This is a genomic window from Streptomyces sp. NPDC058525, from assembly GCF_042719495.1.
Classification (GTDB): Bacteria; Actinomycetota; Actinomycetes; order Streptomycetales; family Streptomycetaceae; genus Streptomyces.
The window spans coordinates 67,521-86,726 of the sequence record NZ_JBHXNP010000011.1 but is presented as its reverse complement, the minus strand read 5'-3'; the positions used below and the strand labels follow the sequence as shown (position 1 = coordinate 86,726).

The window sequence follows — 19,206 nt, the reverse complement described above, 5'->3', positions numbered from 1 at the left end:
CCGGAGCAGAAGACCGGGAGACAGCAGGAAGGGGGCGGTGCGCCATGGCGGTGACCCTGGCCGAGGTCGCGGTGCGGGCGGGGGTGTCGCCCGCCACGGTCTCGCGCGTGCTCAACGGCGGATATCCGGTGGCGGGCGGCACCCGCACCAGGGTGGAGCGAGCCGTGGAAGAGCTCGGCTACATCGCCAACGGGCCGGCCCGCGCCCTCGCGGCCGCGACCTCCGACCTCGTCGGCGTGCTCGTCCACGATGTCGCGGACAGCTTCTTCGGGATCCTCGCCGGGTCCCTCCAGGGCGCCCTCGCGCCCACCGGCCGCGGTGACGCCCGCCGCCTCGCGGTCGTCTGCAACACCGAAGGGGACCCCGCGGCCGAACTGGCCTACCTGGCCCTGCTGGAAGGCCAGCGGGCCGGCGGGGTCGTCCTCACCGGCGGCGCCGTCGAGGAGCCCGAGCACACCGCCGCGCTCGCCGCCCGCGTGGCCCGGATCGCCGCGACCGGCGCGCCCGTGGTCCTGTGCGGGCGGCCCCCGCTGCCCCTGCCCGCCGACGCCCCGGCCGGACTGCCCGTCGCCACCGTGACGTTCGACGACCACGGCGGCGCCTTCCGTCTCGCCGGGCATCTGCTGGCACTGGGGCACCGGCGCATCGCCTCCGTCGCGGGCCCGCCCGGTCTGAGCTCCACCCGCGAGCGCCTCGCCGGACACCGCGACGCCCTGCTGCGGCACGACCCCGGTCTCGCAGCAGCCTGCGCCGACCTCACCGTGCACGCCCCCTTCACCCGCTCCGCGGGCTACGACGCCACCCGCGAACTGCTGCGCCGCGGCGCCCCCTTCACCGCCGTCACCGCGGCCAACGACACCGTCGCCACCGGAGTCGCCGCAGCCCTGCGCGAGGCCGGTCTGCGCATTCCCGAGGACGTGTCCGTCGCAGGATTCGACGACCTGCCGTTCTGTGTGGACACCGCCCCTGCCCTCACCACCGTCCGCGTGCCCCTGCGCGAGGCGGGCGCGCTCGCCGCCCACCTGGTCACCGGCCGCAGACCGCTGCCCCCGGGCGGGATCACCACCCTGCCCACCGAGCTGATGGTCCGCGCCTCCACCGGTCCCGCCCCCGCCGAGAGGAGCGGCCCGTGAAGTACGCCTTCTCCACCCTCGGCCTGCCCGGGACCGGCCTCGACCGGAGCGCGGCCCTCGCGGCCCACCACGGGTTCGACGGCTTGGAGCTGCGCGCGCATCCCGAGGAGCCCCTGCACCCGGGCAGCCCGCCGGCCGAGCGCACCGCCGGCCGTCGCACCCTCACCGCCGCCGGGGTCCGCGTCCTCGGAGTCGCGGGCTACGCCAAGGTGGCCGCGGCCGGCGCCGACGAGCCGGTCCTCGCCGAATTGCGCGCGCTGGTCCGGCTCGCCGCCGACCTCGAAGCCCCCTACATACGGGTCTTCCCGGGCGGCCGGGACCTGCCCGAGGCGGCCGCCGACGCCAACGCCGTGCGCAGGCTGCGGGCCGCGGCCCCGTTCGCCGAGCGGCACGGCGTGCGGATCCTGCTGGAGACGCACGACTCCCACCGCACCGGGGCGGCCGCCGCCCGGGTCCTGGACCGGGTCGGGCATCCCGGCGCGGGCGCGCTGTGGGACGTACTGCACACCTGGCTCGGTGGCGAGACCCCCGAGCGGTCACGGCAGGCCCTGGCCGCGCACCTCGGCTACGTCCAGGTGAAGGACGTGGCCTCGGCGCAGGAGCTCACCCCGCTCGGGCTCGGCGCCGGAGTGCTGCCGCTGGCCGAGGCGGTGGCCCAGGCCGTGGCCGCGACGGCCGGCGAGGGCTGGCTCTGCTGGGAGTACGAGAAACGCTGGTACCCCGAGGCGGCCGAGCTGCCCGGCCGCCTCGCCCGGGGGCGCGAGCAGCTGGGGCTGCTGGTGGCGGCCGCAGCCCCGGGAGGCCGGCCGGGGTAGGCAGCCCGGGGTAGGCCGGCTGCTCCCGTACGCGACGGCGGCTGGTGGCGGCCGCAGCCCCGGGAGGCCGGCCGGGGTAGGCAGGCCGGGGTAGGCAGGCCGGGGTGGGCAGGCGGCTCCCGTACGCGACGGCCCGCGGACCGGACGGGACCTGACCGAGGCGCGACCAAGATCGAATGTGCAATCCGATCGAAGTAATCAGTTCGGGGCGAGATCCGCGGACCGACCCGGGGTTCCGCTAGGTGCGGATGGTCAGCCGCGGCAGCAGTTCCAGGTGCTGGCGGGGGCTGCCCTGCGGGTTCTCGCCCGACAGGCGTTCCAGCAGCCGGTCCAGCAGCAGGTCCGCCGCACGGGCGCCGACCTCGCGCTTGGCCGGTGCCACCGCCGACAGGGGTACGTCGGCCAGGCCCGCGACCTCGTCGTCGTACGTGATCAGGGCCAGGTCCTCGGGAACCCGCACCCCCCGTGCCTGGAGCCGAGGGATCAGCATGATCGCGTCGGTGTCGCTGTGGATCAGGGCCGCGGTCACCCCGCCCGCCGTCACCGCGTCGCACAGGTACTCCAGCGTCCGGGCGAAGGTGTCCGCGTCCGAGAGCGGGCCCGGCCCGGCGGGCGGCCACGGCGGCGCGGGTTCCAGCCCGAGCGCGGCCACGGCCGCCTCGTACCCGGCCCGCAGCCGCGCCGTGGTCGGCGTGGTCCGGCTGGCCAGCGCGATCCGCCGGTGCCCCAGCCCCACCAGGTGCTGCACCGCCCGGGCCGCGCCGTGCGCATGGTCGGAGGCCACCCGGTCCAGCGCCGCCGCCGGATGTCCCGGCGGCGCCCACCGCTCCACCAGCACGGTCGGAACGGGCAGCTCCACCGTCCAGGCCCCCTCCCCGGGCCCGGGCGACCCGGCCTCCCAGTTCGGGGTCAGCAGCAGCCCGTGCGCCCCGGTGGACAGCAGCCGGTCCGCCTGGGTCCGGTCCTCGCCCGGCAGGTACCGGGTCAGCCCCACCGTCAGCCGCGCACCGCGCGCCTCCACGGCCGCGCGGGCCCCGCGTACGACATCGGCGTAGTAGTACTCGGTGGTCGGCACCACCATCCCGATCACCAGCCCCTCGCCGGCACCGGCCGGAGCCCCCTGCCCGGCGGCGGTGGACAGGGCCGCGGCCGAGGCGCCGGCCTCACCCGCGCCCGCCCGGCCGCCCGCCGGCGCCGATCCCGGCTCCACCCGGCTGATCACCCCGTGCATCCGCTGGATCTCACCCCGCGCCGCCATCGCCTCGATGTCCCGCCGCAGGGTGACGGGGGAGATGCCCAGCTCCTGGGCCAGCTCCGCGACGCGCACACTGCCCCGCGCCCGGACGAGTGCGAGCACCTGGGCCTGACGCTGGTCTACGTGTGGTCTCAAGGGGTCCCCCTGCGGTCTGCCGCTGCCGTCAGCGCCATCATAGACATTCGAACCGATCGATTCGATCGATTCCGATCAACTTGTCATTGACGGCGTGGTCAGAGCGTTCATATATTCGGCGGCGTCCCGCATCTCACGGCCTCACGACCCTCTCTCGGGAGTCAGCGCATGCTCACGCACGACCAGGACGGATTCCGGCGCGCAGACCGCCCCCACCGCATCGTCTCGGGGGCCCTCCACTACTTCCGGGTCCACCCGGACCTGTGGGAGGACCGGCTGAAGCGGCTGCGCGCGATGGGCGCGAACACCGTGGACACCTACGTCCCCTGGAACTTCCACGAGACCGCCCCCGGCAAGGCCGACTTCTCCGGCCCGCGCGACCTCGCCCGCTTCCTGCGCACCGCCCAGGACCTCGGCCTCGACGCCATCGTCCGCCCCGGCCCGTACATCTGCGCCGAATGGGACTTCGGCGGCCTGCCCGCCCGCCTCCTCGCCGTCGACGGCCTCCACCTGCGCTGCTCCGACCCCCGGTTCGAGGCCGAGGTGGACGGCTGGTTCGACCTGGTCGTCCCCGAGCTGCTGCCCCTCCTCGCGAGCCGCGGCGGCCCGGTCGTCGCCGTCCAGATCGAGAACGAGTACGGCTCGTACGGCAACGACAGCCGCTACCGCGCCCACGTCGAGCAGGCGCTGGTCGAACGCGGCGTGGACTGCCTGCTGTTCACCGCCGACGGCCCCGAGGACGCCATGCTCCAGGGCGGCATGCTCCCCGGCCGGCTCGCCACCGCCACCTTCGGAGCCCGGCCCGCCGAACGGCTCGAGGCCCTGCGCCGCTACCAGAAGACCGGCCCGCTCGCCGCGATGGAGTTCTGGATCGGCTGGTTCGACCACTGGGGCGAGGACCACCACGTCCGCTCCGTCGAAGACGCCGCCGCCTCGCTCGACGAACTCCTCGCCACCGGCGCCTCCGTCAACCTCTACATGGCCCACGGCGGCACCAACTTCGGCTTCTGGGCCGGCGCCAACCACACCGGATCCCGCCCGGGGGAGGCCGGCTACCAGCCCACCGTCACCAGCTACGACTACGACGCGCCCATCGGCGAAGCCGGCGAACTCACCGCCAAGTTCCACGCGTTCCGCGAGGTCATAGGCAAGTACGTCCCGCTGCCCGACGTCCCGCTGCCCGAGCCGCCGCCGCGGATCACCCCCGCCCTCGCCAGCCCCGCGGGCACCGCCCCGCTGCTCACCTCCCTCGACCCGCTCGCCGGCCCGCCGGTGCTGCGCCCGGCTCCCGAGTCCATGGAGCGCCTCGGCCAGAGCCACGGCATGATCCACTACCGCACCACCATCACCGGCCCGCGCCCCGTCATGCCCGTGAAGATCGACGGCCTCGGCGACCGCGCGTACGTCTTCGCCGACGGAGTGCCGCTGGGCGTGCTCGACCGCAACGCCCCCGACGAGGGACTGGACCTGCCCGTCGGCGAGGCCGGAGTGGTCCTCGACGTCCTGGTCAGGGCGCAGGGCCGGGTCAACTACGGTCCGCTGCTCGACGACCGCAAGGGCATCTGGCGGGGCGTGCGCCACGGCCACCAGCAGCTGTTCGAGTGGGAGATCCGCCCGCTGCCGCTCACGGACCTCACCGGACTCGACTTCGACGCCCCGGCGCCGAGCGCCGCCGCGGAACCCGGCGCCGCCGAAGAGGGCCGGCCCGTCTTCCACCGCTTCACCCACGACCTCGCCGGCGCACCGGCCGACGCCTTCGTGGACATGTCCGACTGGGGGACCGGCCTGGTCTGGCTGAACGGCTTCCTCCTCGGCCACCACGACACCCCGCGCGGCCCGCAGCGCACGCTCTACGCCCCCGGCCCCCTGTGGCGCACGGGACACAACGAGATCATCGTCCTCGAACTGCAGCGCCCCGGCGCCGGACTGCCGCTGCGCGACCGGCCCGACCTGGGCCGCCAGACCGTCGTCACCCTCCAGTGAGAGAGGATCCCCACGTGAAGCGCACGAGCACCCGCCTGGCCGACGGCCGCGAGATCCTCTACTACGACACCGGCGACGGCGCGGCCCGCGCCTTCCCCGACACCCGTCCGCTCGGAGCGCGGGCCACCGCGAGCACCTCCGAGGTCCGCCGCGATCCGCTGCTCGGCGACAGCGTCGTCATCGCCTCCCACCGGCAGGACCGCACCTACCACCCGCCCGCCGACGACTGCCCGCTGTGCCCCTCCACCGAAGGGCGCGCCGGCGAGATCCCGGCCCCCGACTACGAAGTGGCCGTCTTCGAGAACCGGTTCCCCTCCCTCGCCGGAGAGACCGGCCGCTGCGAGGTCATCTGCTTCACCCCAGACCACCGGACCTCCTTCGCCCAGCTCGACGAGGAGCGGGCTGCGCTGGTGCTGGCCGCCTGGACGGACCGCACCGCCGAACTCTCCGCCCGCGACGGAGTCCGGCAGGTCTACTGCTTCGAGAACCGGGGCACCGAGATCGGCGTCACCCTCGCGCACCCGCACGGCCAGATCTACGCCTTCCCCTTCGTCACCCCGCGCACCACCCGGATGCTCGCCACGGTCGCCGCCCACCGGACGCGCACCGGCGGCAACCTCTTCGAGGAGGTGCTGGCCGCCGAACGCGCCGACGGCTCGCGGATCGTCCTGACCGGGGAGCACTGGACCGCCTTCGTGCCCTACGCGGCGCGCTGGCCGTACGAGGTCCACCTCTACCCGCACCAGCGGGTCCCCGACCTGCCCGCCCTGGGCGACGCGGCCCGCGCCGAGTTCCCCCGGATCTACCTCGAACTGCTGCGCCGCTTCGACCGGCTCTTCGGCCGGACCGACCCCACCCCTTACATCTCCGCCTGGCACCAGGCCCCGCTCGGCGCAGGGCGCGAGGACTTCGCGCTGCACCTGGAGCTGTTCACGGTCCGGCGCACCGCGGACAAGCTGAAGTACCTCGCCGGGACCGAATCGGGCATGGAGGCCTATATGAACGACGTCCGGCCCGAGGACGCGGCCGCGCGCCTGCGGGAGGTGGCGACCCCGTGACCGGGACCGCCGAGGAGTTCCGGGAGCTGTACGGCAGCCCGCCCGAGGGGGTCTGGGCGGCGCCGGGGCGGGTCAACCTGATCGGCGAACACACCGACTACAACGACGGCTTCGCCCTGCCCTTCGCGCTCCCGCAGCGCACCGAGGTGGCCGCGGCCCCGCGCACTGACGGGATCATCAGGCTCCACTCCGCCAACACCCGGGCCGGCGTGGTGACCCTCGACCTCGCCGCGCTCGACCCGGCGCACCCTCCGCAGGGCGCGGACAGCTGGGCCGCGTACCCGGCCGGGGTCTTCTGGGCCCTGCTGGATGCTGAGCTTCCGGTCAGGGGAGCCGATCTGCACGTACGGTCCGACGTGCCGACCGGAGCCGGGCTGTCCTCCTCCGCCGCCCTGGAGGTGGCCACCGCACTGGCCCTCGCCGACCTGTACGGGCTCCCGCTCACCCGGCCCGAACTGGCCGCGCTCGCCCGGCGCGCCGAGAACGCGTACGTCGGCGTCCCCTGCGGGGTGATGGACCAGATGGCCTCGGCGTGCGCGACCGAAGGCCACGCCCTCCACCTGGACACCCGCAGCCTCGAACAGCGGCACATCCCCTTCGACTGCGAGGCGGCGGGCCTGCGCCTCCTCGTCATCGACACCCGCGTCAAGCACGCCCTGGCGGACGGGGCCTACGCCCAGCGCCTGGCCTCCTGCCACCGGGCAGCCGAGGCACTCGGCGTACCGGCCCTGCGCGACCTCCCGTACGAGGACCTCGAGGCCGCGCTGGCCCGCCTCGCCGATCCGGTGGTGCGCCGCCGCGTCCGGCACGTGGTCACGGAGAACGAGCGGGTGCTGCGGACCGAGGAGTTGCTGCGGGCCGGGCGGCTGCGGGAGACGGGCCCGCTGCTCACCGAGGGGCACGCCTCGCTGCGCGACGACTACGAGGTCTCCTGCCCGGAACTCGACCTGGCGGTGGCCACGGCCGACGCGGCCGGGGCCCACGGGTCCCGGATGACCGGCGGCGGCTTCGGCGGCTCGGCCCTGGCCCTGATCGACGCGGCCGCCGAACCCACGGTGAGACGAGCCGTCACGGACGCCTTCCGCCGGGCGGGCCACACGCCGCCCCGCATCACCTCGGCGTCCCCTTCGGCGGGAGCCACCCGCCTGGCATAGACCCCGCCCTCGCGCCCTGTACCGCGGACGAGGCCCGGGGCATCGGGGCATCGGGGAGCGGCTCGTCGGCCTCTTCTAGACTGGGCCGACGGCCGGTCAGGCATCGCACGAGTGCGGAGGCACCAATCGCATGCGCTATCTCTCCCTGGGCAGTTCGGGTCTTCAGGTCTCCGCCGTCGGGCTCGGCTGCAACAACTTCGGCGGCCGGCTCGACGCCCAGGCCACCCGCGCCGTCGTCGACGCCGCGCTCGACGCGGGCATCACCCTCCTCGACACCGCCGACATCTACGGCGACCTCGGCGGCTCCGAGAACCACCTCGGGCAGGCCCTCAAGGGCCGCCGGGACCAGGTCGTCCTCGCCACCAAGTTCGGCTACGCGGGCATGGACATGAAGTACGGGCCCGCCGCCGGGTCACGTGGCGGCCGCGCCTACATCCGCAGGGCCCTCGAGGAGTCGCTGCGCCGCCTGCGCACCGACCACATCGACCTGTACCAGCTGCACAGCCCCGACCCGGCCACCCCGATCGCGGAGACCCTCGCCGCGCTCACCGAACTCGTCGCCGAGGGCAAGATCCGCTACATCGGCCACTCGAACCTCACCGGCTGGCAGCTCGCCGAAGCCGCCCACGCCGCCCGCGAGACCGGCTCGGTGCCCTTCGTCTCCGCGCAGAACCAGTGGTCGCTACTGGAGCGCTCGGCCGAGCGCGAACTCGTCCCGGCGGCCCGGCACTACGGCGTCGGCGTGCTCCCGTACTTCCCGCTGGCCAACGGCCTGCTCACCGGCAAGATCCGCCGGGGCGCACCCGTCCCGGCCGGCTCCCGCCTCGAAGGCCGCGACTCCTACCTCACCGACGAGCGCCTCGACGTGGTCGAGGCCCTAGCCGCCCTCGCCGAGAAGCACGACCGCACCGTCCTCGAACTCGCCGTCGGCTGGCTCTCCGCCCAGCCCGGCTGCGCCTCCGTCATTGCCGGAGCCACCTCTCCCGAGCAGGTCCGCGCCAATGCGGCCGTGGCCGACCGCCCGCTGGACGCCGCACTGCTCGCCGAGATCGACGCCGTGGCGCCGGGCGTCCCGGCGTGAAGGGCGTGCTGCGCTGCGCGGTCCTCGACGACTACCAGGAGGCCGCGACCTCGCTCGCCGACTGGTCGCCGGTCGCGGACCGGGTGGAGGTGGTCACGTACTCCGACCACCTCTCCCACGAGGATTGGCTCGCGGCCCGCCTGGCCGACTTCGACATCGTCGTCACCCTGCGCGAACGCCTGGCCTTCCCGGCCTCGCTGCTCGACCGGCTGCCGCGCCTCAAGCTCCTCGTCGCCAGCGGCATGCGCAATTCGGTGATCGACTACGCCGCCGCCGCGCGCAACGGCGTCACCGTCTGCGGCACCGCCAGCTCCTCCACCCCGCCCGTCGAGCTGACCTGGGCCCTGCTGCTGGGCCTGGCCCGCGGGATCGTCCAGGAGAACAACGCCCTGCGCGCGTACGGCCCCTGGCAGAGCACGGTCGGCGCCGACCTCCACGGCCGCCGGCTGGGCCTGCTCGGCCTCGGCAAGATCGGCGGCCGCGTCGCCCGGATCGGGCTCGCCTTCGGCATGGAGGTGGTGGCCTGGAGCCAGAACCTCACCAAGGAGCGGGCCGCGGAGGCCGGCGTCGAGCTCGCCGCCTCCAAGGAGGAACTGATGGCGCGCAGCGACTTCGTCTCCGTCCACCTGGCCCTCGGCGAACGCACCCGCGGCCTGATCGGCGCCGCCGAACTGGCGCTGATGAAGCAGAGCGCCTACCTCGTCAACACCTCCCGCGCGGCCATCGTCGACCAGGACGCGCTCCTCGCGGCCCTGCGCGCGGGCCGCATCGCGGGCGCCGCCCTGGACGTCTTCGACACCGAACCGCTGCCGGGGGACCATCCGCTGCGCACCGCCCCGAGGCTCCTGGCGACCCCGCACCTCGGCTACGTCACCCGGGCCAACTACGCCACGTACTACGGCGAAGCCGTCGAGGACATCCAAGCGTTCCTCGACGGCTCACCCGTACGCGTACTGCCGTAGGCCGGCGCCTCCGTGGTTCTTCCGCTCAGGACGTGATGTCCTTGCGGGAGAACCCCCGGAAGGCGAGGGCGAAGAGCACCAGCGCGTACGACACCGACACCGCCGCCCCCTTGACCATCCCGCCCCACTCCAGCTGCGGCTGCAGGGCGTCCGCCCACGCGAACTGCCAGTGCGCCGGCAGGAACTCGCGCCAGGACCCGAGGGCCGTCACCGCGTCCAGCACGTTGCCGACGATCGTCAGACCGACCGCACCGCCCACCGCGCCCAGCGGCGCGTCCGTCCGCGTGGACAGCCAGAACGCGAGCCCCGCCGTGACCAGCTGCGACACGAAGACGAAGGCAACCGCCAGCGCCAGCCGCGGCACGGTGTCCCCGGCGGCCAGCGCCCCGCCCGTCGGGATCTTCAGCGGCCCCCACCCGTACGCGACCGTGCCCGCCGCCAGCGCCACCACCGGCAGCAGCACCATCGCCGCGAGACTGAAGCCGAGCGCCACCACCAGCTTGCTCCACAGCAGCCGCGCCCGCGGCACCGGTGAGGCCAGCAGATAGCGCAGCGAGGACCAGCTCGCCTCCGAGGCCACCGTGTCCCCGCAGAACAGCGCCACCGGCACCACCAGCAGGAAGCCCGCCGAGACGAACAGGCAGGTCGCCGCGAAGTTCGCGCCGGAGGCCGTCGCGGTGTCGATCAGCGTGATCCGGCCGTTGCCCCCGTCGGGGCCGTCCGGTCCGCCGCCCACCGCGAAGGCGATGAGCATGATGAACGGCAGTGCGGCCAGCACCCCGAACATCACCAGCGTCCGCCGCCTGCGCCACTGCCGCAGCGCCTCCACGCGCAGCGGCAGCGTCCGCCCGGCCTGGTAGCCGGGGGCCACCTCTTGTACGGCGCTCATGCCGAACCTCCGATCAGGGTGAGGAACGCGTCCTCGAGCCGCCGGTGCGGACCCACTCCGCTCACCGGCACCTCCAGCCGCACGAGTTCGGCGATCAGCCCGGCGGCCGTCGCGCCTTCGAGCCGTACGAGGAGCCCGTCGTCGGCGGCCACCACGGAACCCACTCCCTCCAGCGCCGCCACCTTCTCGACGGCCATGTCGTCGACCGGCCCCGCGAGCGACACCAGCAGGGTGTGCCCGCCGCCGGTGATCTCGGCGACCTCTCCGGCCTGCACCAGCCTGCCGCGGTCCATGACCACCAGGTGCGTGCAGGACTGCTCCACCTCGGACAGCAGGTGGCTGGAGACGATGACCGTCCGCCCGCCCGCCGCGTAGCGGATCATCACGTCCCGCATCTCGCGGATCTGCGGCGGGTCCAGACCGTTCGTCGGCTCGTCGAGGATCAGCAGGTCCGGCATGCCGAGCATGGCCTGGGCGATCGCCAGGCGCTGCCGCATGCCCTGCGAGTACGTGCGCACCGCGCGCTCCAGCGCGTCGCCGAGCCCGGCGATCTCCAGGGCCTCCGCCAGGTGCGCGTCCTCGGCCGGGCGGCCGGTGGCCTGCCAGTACAGCTCCAGGTTCGCGCGGCCCGTCAGGTGCGGCAGGAAGCCCGCGCCCTCCACGAAGGCCCCGACCCGCGACAGCACCGGCGCACCGGCCCGCACCGCGTGCCCGAACACCCGGATCTCCCCGGCGTCCGGCGAGATCAGGCCCATCAGCATCCGCAGCGTGGTGGTCTTCCCGGCCCCGTTGGGTCCGAGGAGCCCCAGCACCTGCCCCTTCTCCACCCGGAACGACAGGTCCCGGACCGCGTACCGGTCCTCCGCCTTCGCGTACCGCTTCGTCAGACCGGTGATCTCCAGCGGTACGTCGGCCAGCGCGGGGTCCGGCTGCGCTCCCCGGCCGCCCGTGCCCGCACCGCCCCGGCCGGTCCTGCGGATCCCCAGCAGGGCCGCGGCCAGCGCCGCCGCGCCGAGCGGCAGCCCCCAGGTCCAGGCGGGCAGGCCGGCGGTGGCGGTCCGGACCTCCAGGGCGACGGGCACGGCCAGCGGGCCCTGCGCCGAGACCGTGTAGACGGCCGGGGCCGCCGGGCTCGCGTAGCCCAGGTCGGTCGCGGCGACCACCAGCCGCAGCCGGTGCCCGGCCTCGACGGCGTGGTCGATCGCCGGCAGCCGCAGCTCGACCGAGGTCTCCTGCTGCGCGTTCTCCACCCGGAACGGGGCCACCAGCTGACTCGGCAGCACCTGCGTGCGGCCGTCCGGGCCGACGTCGTACACCTTGCCGAAGAGCACGGCCGAACCGTCCGCGGCCGTCGACCTCACCTTCAGGTTGACGGTCGGCGCCCCGGTGATCCGTACCTCCTCGGCCAGCGGCTGCGATTCGAAGCGGGCGTTCTGCCCGGGGAAGTCCAGTGAGAGCCCGGCTCCGAAGGAGGCGAGCTGCCCGCCGATGCCCGGCAGCGAGGACAGCGCGGGAGGCGCGCCGCCCGCCGGATTGGCGAAGCTCTGCTCGGGGCCGGCCAGGGCGAACTCCCGCGGGTCCGAAGCGAGCCCCGGGTACCGGTCGCCGGTGGCGCCGCGCAGCTGCACCTGGCCGTCGGTCGAGTCGATGCCGCCGGAGCGCGAGACGCGGAAGGCCGGCCCGGTGTCGGCGCCTTCGTCGTCCTTGAGGTGGCGGTCGAACCAGGCCGCCGTCCGGGCCGCCGTCCGGTCGGCCTCGCGCGTGCCGCCGTCGTGTCCGCCCGACGCCCAGTCCACGGAGACGGGCGCGCCGTTCGCCGCGATGGCCTTGGCCATGGAATCGGCCTGGTCCAGCGGGAAGAGGGAGTCGTCCTGGCCCTGCACGATGAGGGTCGGCACCTTGATCCGGGCGCCGACGGCCGACGGGCTGCGCTGCTCCAGCAGCGCCCGGGCTTCGGCATCGGGCTTCCCGGCCACCGCGACCCGCTCGTACATGGCGCACAGCTCGGGCTGGAAGCGCCCGCAGCCGGGGGCGGCGGGCGGTTCGGCCGCCTGCGGGCCCTGCTGCGCGGGCCGCATGCCGCCCGCGGAGCCCGTGGTGAAGAACATCCCGGCCCAGAGCTTCTTGAAGACGCCGTTCGGGAAGAGGGAGTCGGCCAGGTTCCAGTAGGTGATCTGCGGGGCGATGGCGTCCACCCGCCGGTCGTACCCGGCGGCGAGCAGGGCGACCGCCCCGCCGTAGGAGGCGCCGGCCACGCCGACGTGCGGGTCGCCCTCCGCGTCGAGCCGCACCTCGGGCCGGGTGGCGAGCCAGTCGATGAGCCGGGACACGTCCTTGACCTCGTACTCGGGGTCGTTCAGCCCGATCCGGCCGCCGGAGCGGCCGAAGCCGCGGGCCGACCAGGTCAGCACGGCGTACCCGTCGCGGGCCAGCTGCTCGGCCTGGGCGCGCACGTCCTCCTTGCTGCCGCCGAATCCGTGGCCGAGGAGCACAGCGGGACGTTTCTTCGCCCCGCTTCCGCCGTCGCCGGAGCCCTCCGCCGTGAAGTAGGAGGTGTCGATCGCGGCGCCTGGCATGTCCACCACGCGGTCCTCGCGGTGCACGGCAGCGGTGTCGCCGGACGCGGCCGACACGAGCCAGGGCCCGGCTCCCGCGACGACGGCGAGGGCGGCGGCGCCGGCGAACAGGCGGACCCGGCGGCGCCTGGGCAGTCGGAGCTTCATACGGGAACCCTAAACGCACGCCGCCCCGCACCCGAGCCTCCCCAGGGGGATGTCCCCACCTTCCGAAGGAGTACGCCGGCCGCCGCGCATACCGCGTCTGCGGTATGCGGGGTGACCGGATCCCGACCTGCGGGGCGCGCGCCGGGGCGGGAGGATGGCCGCATGCTGCTGGCCGAGGTCGCGCGCGTGTCCCGGGAGGTCGCCGAGACCTCCGCCCGCTCCGGGAAGACCGCCCTGCTCGCGGAGCTGTTCGCCGCCGCGCCCCCGGAGGAGGCCGCGCTGGTGATCTCGTACCTCGCCGGGCGCCTCCCGCAGGGCCGGCCGGGCATCGGCTGGCGCGCGCTGGGGCAGGACGTGGCGCCCGCCCCGGATCCCACCCTGACCGTCCGGGCCGTGGACGCCGCGGTCACCGAGCTGGCCGCCGTCGCGGGCGCGGGATCGCAGGCGGGGCGCCGCCGCATCCTCCAGGACCTGCTGGGCGCGGCCACCGAACCCGAGCAGCGGTTCCTGCGCAGCCTGCTGTCGGGGGAGGTGCGCCAGGGCGCGCTGGACGCGGTGGCCCTGGAGGGCGTGGCCGCGGCCGCCGCGGTGCCGGCCGCGGACCTGCGCCGGGCGGTGATGCTGGACGGCTCGCTGCCCCGGGTCGCGGCGGCCGTGCTGGCCGGGGGCGCGGCGGCGCTCGGCGGGTTCACCCTGCGCGTCGGACAGCCGGTGCAGCCCATGCTGGCGAGCACCGCGAAGTCCGTCGCAGAGGCACTGGCCGCGCTCGGGCCCTGCGCGGTGGAGGAGAAGCTCGACGGGATCCGGGTGCAGGTCCACCGGGAGGGGGACGAGGTACGGGTGTACACGCGCTCCCTCGACGAGATCACCGACCGGCTGCCGGAGGTGGCCGAGCTGGCCCGGTCGCTGCCGGGGGAGCGGTTCATCCTCGACGGAGAGGTCATCGGCCGGTCCGCGGACGGCCGCCCGGTGCCCTTCCAGGAGATCGCGAGCCGGGTCGGCTCCCGCGTGGACGTCGAGGCGGCCCGGCGGACGCTGCCCGTGGCCGCGTACTTCTTCGACGTGCTGGCCGCCGGACCGGACGTGCTGCTCGACCGTCCGGTCCGCGAGCGGTACGAGACCCTCGCCGCCCTGGTGCCCGAGAGCGCCCGGGTACGGCGCCTGGTGGTCGAGGATCCGGCGGCGCAGGGCGCGCAGGCGCAGGAGTTCTGGGCCGAGACCCTGCGCCGCGGCCACGAGGGGGTGATGGCCAAGGGCCTCGACTCGGCCTACGCGGCGGGCCGGCGCGGCAAGAACTGGCTCAAGGTGAAACCGGTGCACACCCTGGACCTGGTCGTCCTCGCCGCCGAATGGGGCCACGGGCGGCGCACCGGGCTGCTGTCGAACCTGCACCTGGGCGCCCGGGCCGCCGACGGCGGCTACGCGATGCTCGGCAAGACCTTCAAGGGGCTCACCGACGAGATGCTGCGCTGGCAGACCCGCGCGCTGACCGCCCTCGCCACCTCGGACGACGGCTTCACCGTGCGGGTGCGGCCCGAACTCGTGGTGGAGATCGCCTACGACGGCCTGCAGCGCTCCTCCCGCTATCCCGCCGGGGTCGCGCTGCGCTTCGCACGGGTGCTCAGGCACCGCCCGGACAAGAGCGCGGGGCAGGCCGACACGGTGGACACGGTGCTCGCGGGCGGCAGCGCGGGCTAGGAGAGCGGGCCGGAGGAGGGGGGTTTTGCCTCAGAGGCAACACGGATTGCCTTGTAGGCAAGTCTCTGGCTCAATCGTGGCATGAACCCCGGTCCTGCCCCCGAGGAAGCGGGCGACGAGCTGCCCGCCGTGGCCCCGCAACTGCGTGACCTGCGCCGCCGCGCCGGACTCACCCTGGAAGCGGCCGCCGCGCGGGCCAGACTCTCGCCCGCCCACCTGTCCCGCCTGGAGACCGGCCGGCGCCAGCCCTCGCTGCCGTTGCTGCTCGCGCTCGCCCGCACCTACGGTACGACGGTCTCCGAGCTGCTCGGCGAGACCCCGGCCGTCGCCGACCCCATCGTACGGGCCGGCGGTCCCGGGGCCCGCGAGGCCGACGGCTGGACGTACTGGCAGGCGGGCGGCTCCGGGCGCGGGATGCAGGCCCTGCGCGTGCACGTCCCGCAGGGCCGCGGCCCGGGCGAGCTGGTGCGCGTACATCCCGGCGAGGAGTGGCTGTACGTGCTCGGCGGCCGGCTGCGGCTGCACCTGGGGGAGGCCGAGCACCTCCTGGACCCCGGTGACAGCGCCCACTTCGACTCGCTGACCCCGCACCGCATCGCGGGGGCCGACCCCGGCGGCGCGGACCTGCTGTTCGTCCACACCCTGCTGCAGAGCAGCCTCGCCGGGCTGTGCCTGGGCGGCGCGGCCACCACACACCACCGATAGCCGAGGAGACGCATCCATGTCAGAGGGACAGGAGCCCGTCACCACCGTGCGGGCGCGCATCGAGAGCAAGTTCCCGCGCGGTCTGGTGATCCGGCTGATCGCCTACTTGTTCGTGGGCCATCTTTTCGCCTTCTTCGTCTACCTGCTCTTCGTCCTGGGCGCCGAGAACCAGTGACGCCGCCGGGCGCCGGGGCCCGGGCCGTACGACTGCGGCCGCACGACTATGGAAACGTCCAGGTCCTGTGGCTACCCTCCGCGCATGATTTCCACGGTTGTCTGGGGTACCGGCAACGTCGGCCGTTTGGCCATCCGCGCCGTCGAGGCCCATCCAGCGCTGAAACTCTCCGCAGTCATCGTCCACAATCCAGCCAAGGTCGGCCGCGACGCGGGTGAACTCGGCGGACTCGACCACCTGTCGGGGGTCAAGGCCACCGACGACATCGACGCCGTCCTGGCCGCCCGGCCCCGGGCCGTGGTGTACGCCGCGTCCGGCGACGTCCGGCCCGACGACGCCCTCGCCGACATCACCCGCGCGATCCGGGCCGGCGCGGTCGTCGTCAGCCCGGCGCTCTACCCGCTGTACGACCACCGCAGCGCCCCGCCCGAGTTCCGCGATCCCGTCCTGGCGGCCATCGCGGAGGGCGGCGGCTCGCTCTTCGCCTCCGGCGTCGACCCCGGCTGGGGCAACGACGTCCTCCCGCTCCTGCTCAGCGGCCTGGGCACGACGATCGACGCCATCCGCTGCCAGGAGATCTTCGACTACTCCACCTACGACCAGCCGGACTCCGTCCGCTACCTCGTCGGCATGGGCCAGCCCATGGACTACGAGCCGATGATGCTCATGCCCTCGATCCCGACCATGGTGTGGGGCGGGCAGATACGCATGATGGCCCGCGCCCTCGGCGTGGAACTGGACGAGATCCGCGAGACGGTGGACCGGCGCGCCCTCGACACCACCGTCACCACCCGCACGATGGGCGCGTTCGAGGCCGGCACCCAGGGAGCCATCCGCTTCGAGGTGCAGGGCATCGTCGAGGGCGAACCGCGCATCGTCATCGAGCACGTCACCCGCATCCACGCCTCGTGCGCCCCGGACTGGCCCACCCCGCCCGACGGCGGCGACGGCGCCCACCGGGTCGTCATCGAGGGCCGCCCGCGCATCGAGGTCACCGTCGAGGCCGCGGACGAGGGGGAGAACCGCTCGGCGGGCGGCAACGCCACCGCCGTCGGACGCCTGGTGGGCGCCATCGACTGGCTCACCGAGGCGGAACCCGGGCTCTACGACGCCCTGGACGTCCCGCTGCGCCCTGCCATCGGCAAACTCGGAAGGAAGCAGTCATGAGGATCGACATTCCCGAAGGCCAGCACGCGATCGAGTACGTGTGGGGCGACCTGGTCCCCGGCATCGGCATGGCCGCCGCCAACTTCTCGCTGTCCGTGTACGCCCACACCACCCTGGGGCTGCGCGAGTTCGAGGCCGCCCGGCTGCGGGTCGCGCAGATCAACGGCTGCGTCTTCTGCCTGGACTGGCGCACGGAGCTGAAGGGGGAGAAGGTCGAGGAGGAGTTCTCCGACGCCGTCACCGAGTGGCGGACCACGGACCGCTTCGACGAGCGCACCCGGATGTCGGCGGAGTACGCCGAGCGGTTCACCTTGGACCACCACGGGCTCGACGACGAGTTCTGGGAGCGGATGAACGCGCACTACACGCAGCTCGAGATCGTGGAGCTGACGATGAGCATCGGGTCCTGGCTGGTCTTCGGCCGGCTCAACCACGTGCTCGGCCTCGACAGCGTCTGTATGCTGCCGGGTCACTGACATGGGTCCGGGGTCGATCGGATCATCCGATCGGCCCCGGCTGTCGTGCGTGCGGACCTGGCTACAGGTCGGTGGCGATGATCTTCTCGATGTTCCGTTCGGCGAGTGCCGTGATGGTGACGAACGGGTTGACGGTGGTGTTGCCGGGGATCAGCGCGCCGTCGATGACGTACAGGCCGCTGTAGCCGTGCAGGCGGCCGTAGTTGTCGGTGGCCTTGTTCAGGACCGCGCCGCCGAGCGGGTGGTAGGTGAGGTGGTCGCCCCAGATCTTGTTGGTGCCGAACAGGTCGGTCCGGTAGATCGTCCCCTCCTTCGAGTTGATCTTGTCGAAGATGGTCTTGGCCATGTCGATGGACGGCTGCTTCCAGGCCGTCTGCCAGTTGAGGTCGACCTTGCCCGCGGCCGCGTTCCAGGAGAACTGGGCGCGGTGCGGGTTCTTGGTGATCGAGAGGTAGAAGGAGGCGTACGTCTCGATGCCGGTCGGGAGCGGGGCCACCTCGGCGAACGCACCGCCCGCGTCCCAGTTGTCGATGCCGCCGCAGGGGATGGCCGCCTGCACCTTGCCGGTCGCGTCCCACATGTGGTTGGCGCGGCCGCACATGACGTTGCCGTTCTCGCCCCAGCCCTTGCCGATCTCGTCGTTCAGGTTCGGCAGGACGCCGGTGGCCTTGAGCCTGACGAGGAGCTTGCTGGTGCCGACGCTGCCGGCGGCGAAGAAGACCCGGTCGGAGGTCACGGTCTTGGTGGCGGTGACGCTGCCGTCGGTGGACAGCTGGTTGATGGTGACGGTGTAGCCGCCGCCGGAGGCCGGGGCGACCGAGGTGACCTGGTGCAGGGGGGAGATGGAGACCTTGCCCGTGGCCTTGGCGGCCGCGATGTAGGTCTGCTGGAGCGACTTCTTGCCGTGGTTGTTGCCGTAGAGGATCTCGCCGTCTACCGCGGACTTGGGGACGGTGCCGGCCGCTTCCTGCTTCATGTAGTCCCAGTCATACACGTCGGGGACGAAGACGAAGGGGAATCCGGAGCGCTGGGCGTGCTTGCGGCCGACGCGGGCGTACTGGTAGCAGGCGACGGTGTCGAACCAGGCCGGGTCGATCAGGCCCACGCCGAGCCCCGCGTTGGCGCGGGGGTAGTAGGTGTCGTACATCTCGTCGGCGTTCACCGACGGCAGGACGGAGCTGAAGTTCGCCCGCTTGGGGGTGACGGCCATGCCTCCGTTGACGAGCGAGCCACCGCCGACCCCGCGGCCCTGGTAGACGATGATGCCGCCCATTTCCTCGGCGTCGAGGATGCCCGTGTACTTGGGGACGTTCTTGTCGATCGGGAATCCGAGGAAATTGCTGAGCGGCGCCTTGGTCTTGGTGCGCAGCCAGTAGGAGCGGTAGTCGGGTTTGGTGGTGTGGGCGAAGATCTTGCCGTCGGTGCCCGGGGTGTCCCAGGCCATGCCCATCTCGATCATGTGGACGTCGACACCGGCCTGGGCCAGGCGCAGGGCGGCGACGGATCCGCCGTATCCGGTGCCGATGATCAGGACCGGGACGCGGGCCCCGTCGCCGATGGCGGCGGCTGTGGTGGCGGAGGTGTGCGCCGCATGAGCGGAAGTGACTTGTGCAGAGAGGGCCACGGCCCCCAAAATAGAACCTGTTCTCGCAAGGAATCCGCGACGGGAAAATCCGTCGGAGCCGTTGGAACCGTTTCTGGGCACGCCATTGTCACTCATGTGACGTTCCTCACTCTCGGCTGAATGAGAACGAGTTCTACTGCTAGGTGCGTGTGAAGTCACTAGATACCTCGGGG

General features: G+C 73.6%; 16 protein-coding genes. 12 read left to right on the top strand and 4 right to left on the bottom strand.

The features are described from left to right. The first annotated feature begins 44 nt into the window (after window positions 1–44). On the top strand, window positions 45–1,133 hold the full coding sequence (locus ACFWP3_RS08895) for a LacI family DNA-binding transcriptional regulator (RefSeq protein ID WP_384217790.1): 1,089 nt from the start codon (window positions 45–47) through the stop codon (window positions 1,131–1,133). Next, window positions 1,130–1,948: a sugar phosphate isomerase/epimerase family protein gene (locus ACFWP3_RS08890; protein ID WP_384217787.1), complete on the top strand. Its 819-nt coding sequence runs from the start codon at window positions 1,130–1,132 to the stop codon at window positions 1,946–1,948. Before ACFWP3_RS08895 ends, ACFWP3_RS08890 begins: the two co-directional genes overlap by 4 nt. A 238-nt stretch (window positions 1,949–2,186) precedes the next feature. Here ACFWP3_RS08890 and ACFWP3_RS08885 read toward each other — a convergent pair whose 3' ends face one another. After that, window positions 2,187–3,338, bottom strand: a complete 1,152-nt coding sequence (locus ACFWP3_RS08885) for a substrate-binding domain-containing protein (protein WP_384217783.1) — start codon at window positions 3,336–3,338, stop codon at window positions 2,187–2,189. Window positions 3,339–3,506: 168 nt separating this feature from the next. Between ACFWP3_RS08885 and ACFWP3_RS08880 the strand changes: the two genes are divergently transcribed. The 5 genes from ACFWP3_RS08880 (at window position 3,507) to ACFWP3_RS08860 (ending at window position 9,576) form a co-directional block, all read left to right on the top strand. Further along, window positions 3,507–5,321: a beta-galactosidase family protein gene (locus tag ACFWP3_RS08880; RefSeq protein WP_384217781.1), complete on the top strand. Its 1,815-nt coding sequence runs from the start codon at window positions 3,507–3,509 to the stop codon at window positions 5,319–5,321. A 14-nt stretch (window positions 5,322–5,335) separates the two neighbouring features. Then, entirely contained in the window at window positions 5,336–6,379 is a 1,044-nt protein-coding gene (gene galT / locus ACFWP3_RS08875; RefSeq protein ID WP_384217778.1) for a galactose-1-phosphate uridylyltransferase, read from the top strand. Then, window positions 6,376–7,533: a galactokinase gene (gene galK, locus ACFWP3_RS08870; protein WP_384217775.1), complete on the top strand. Its 1,158-nt coding sequence runs from the start codon at window positions 6,376–6,378 to the stop codon at window positions 7,531–7,533. Before galT ends, galK begins: the two co-directional genes overlap by 4 nt. 130 nt (window positions 7,534–7,663) lie before the next feature. Beyond that, window positions 7,664–8,614 (top strand): aldo/keto reductase, encoded by a 951-nt coding sequence (locus ACFWP3_RS08865; RefSeq protein ID WP_384217773.1) that lies wholly within the window; start codon window positions 7,664–7,666, stop codon window positions 8,612–8,614. Beyond that, window positions 8,611–9,576, top strand: a complete 966-nt coding sequence (locus ACFWP3_RS08860) for a D-2-hydroxyacid dehydrogenase family protein (protein WP_384217770.1) — start codon at window positions 8,611–8,613, stop codon at window positions 9,574–9,576. The genes ACFWP3_RS08865 and ACFWP3_RS08860 overlap by 4 nt, the downstream gene beginning before the upstream one ends. Before the next feature lie 25 nt (window positions 9,577–9,601). Here ACFWP3_RS08860 and ACFWP3_RS08855 read toward each other — a convergent pair whose 3' ends face one another. Both ACFWP3_RS08855 and ACFWP3_RS08850 read right to left on the bottom strand, forming a co-directional pair. Continuing rightward, complete coding sequence (locus ACFWP3_RS08855) at window positions 9,602–10,465, bottom strand: ABC transporter permease (RefSeq protein WP_384217768.1); 864 nt, start codon at window positions 10,463–10,465, stop codon at window positions 9,602–9,604. Beyond that, on the bottom strand, window positions 10,462–13,188 hold the full coding sequence (locus ACFWP3_RS08850; RefSeq protein ID WP_384217766.1) for an alpha/beta fold hydrolase: 2,727 nt from the start codon (window positions 13,186–13,188) through the stop codon (window positions 10,462–10,464). Before ACFWP3_RS08850 ends, ACFWP3_RS08855 begins: the two co-directional genes overlap by 4 nt. 162 nt (window positions 13,189–13,350) lie before the next feature. Between ACFWP3_RS08850 and ACFWP3_RS08845 the strand changes: the two genes are divergently transcribed. The 5 genes from ACFWP3_RS08845 to ACFWP3_RS08825 all read left to right on the top strand — a co-directional run bounded on the left by ACFWP3_RS08845 (window position 13,351) and on the right by ACFWP3_RS08825 (window position 17,409). Then, on the top strand, window positions 13,351–14,886 hold the full coding sequence (locus ACFWP3_RS08845; RefSeq protein WP_384217763.1) for an ATP-dependent DNA ligase: 1,536 nt from the start codon (window positions 13,351–13,353) through the stop codon (window positions 14,884–14,886). An 81-nt stretch (window positions 14,887–14,967) separates the two neighbouring features. Beyond that, window positions 14,968–15,591 carry a helix-turn-helix domain-containing protein gene (locus tag ACFWP3_RS08840; protein WP_384217761.1) on the top strand — a complete coding sequence of 208 codons (624 nt, stop codon included), beginning with the start codon at window positions 14,968–14,970 and terminating at the stop codon, window positions 15,589–15,591. Window positions 15,592–15,607: 16 nt separating this feature from the next. Continuing rightward, window positions 15,608–15,766, top strand: a complete 159-nt coding sequence (locus ACFWP3_RS08835; RefSeq protein WP_362301633.1) for a DUF6126 family protein — start codon at window positions 15,608–15,610, stop codon at window positions 15,764–15,766. 84 nt (window positions 15,767–15,850) lie between these two features. Continuing rightward, entirely contained in the window at window positions 15,851–16,933 is a 1,083-nt protein-coding gene (locus tag ACFWP3_RS08830; protein WP_384217758.1) for a dihydrodipicolinate reductase, read from the top strand. Further along, entirely contained in the window at window positions 16,930–17,409 is a 480-nt protein-coding gene (locus ACFWP3_RS08825; protein ID WP_384217755.1) for a carboxymuconolactone decarboxylase family protein, read from the top strand. Before ACFWP3_RS08830 ends, ACFWP3_RS08825 begins: the two co-directional genes overlap by 4 nt. A 61-nt stretch (window positions 17,410–17,470) precedes the next feature. Here the strand turns inward: ACFWP3_RS08825 and ACFWP3_RS08820 are convergent, their stop codons facing one another. Beyond that, window positions 17,471–19,129: a GMC oxidoreductase gene (locus tag ACFWP3_RS08820; protein ID WP_384217753.1), complete on the bottom strand. Its 1,659-nt coding sequence runs from the start codon at window positions 19,127–19,129 to the stop codon at window positions 17,471–17,473. Window positions 19,130–19,206 lie beyond the last annotated feature (77 nt).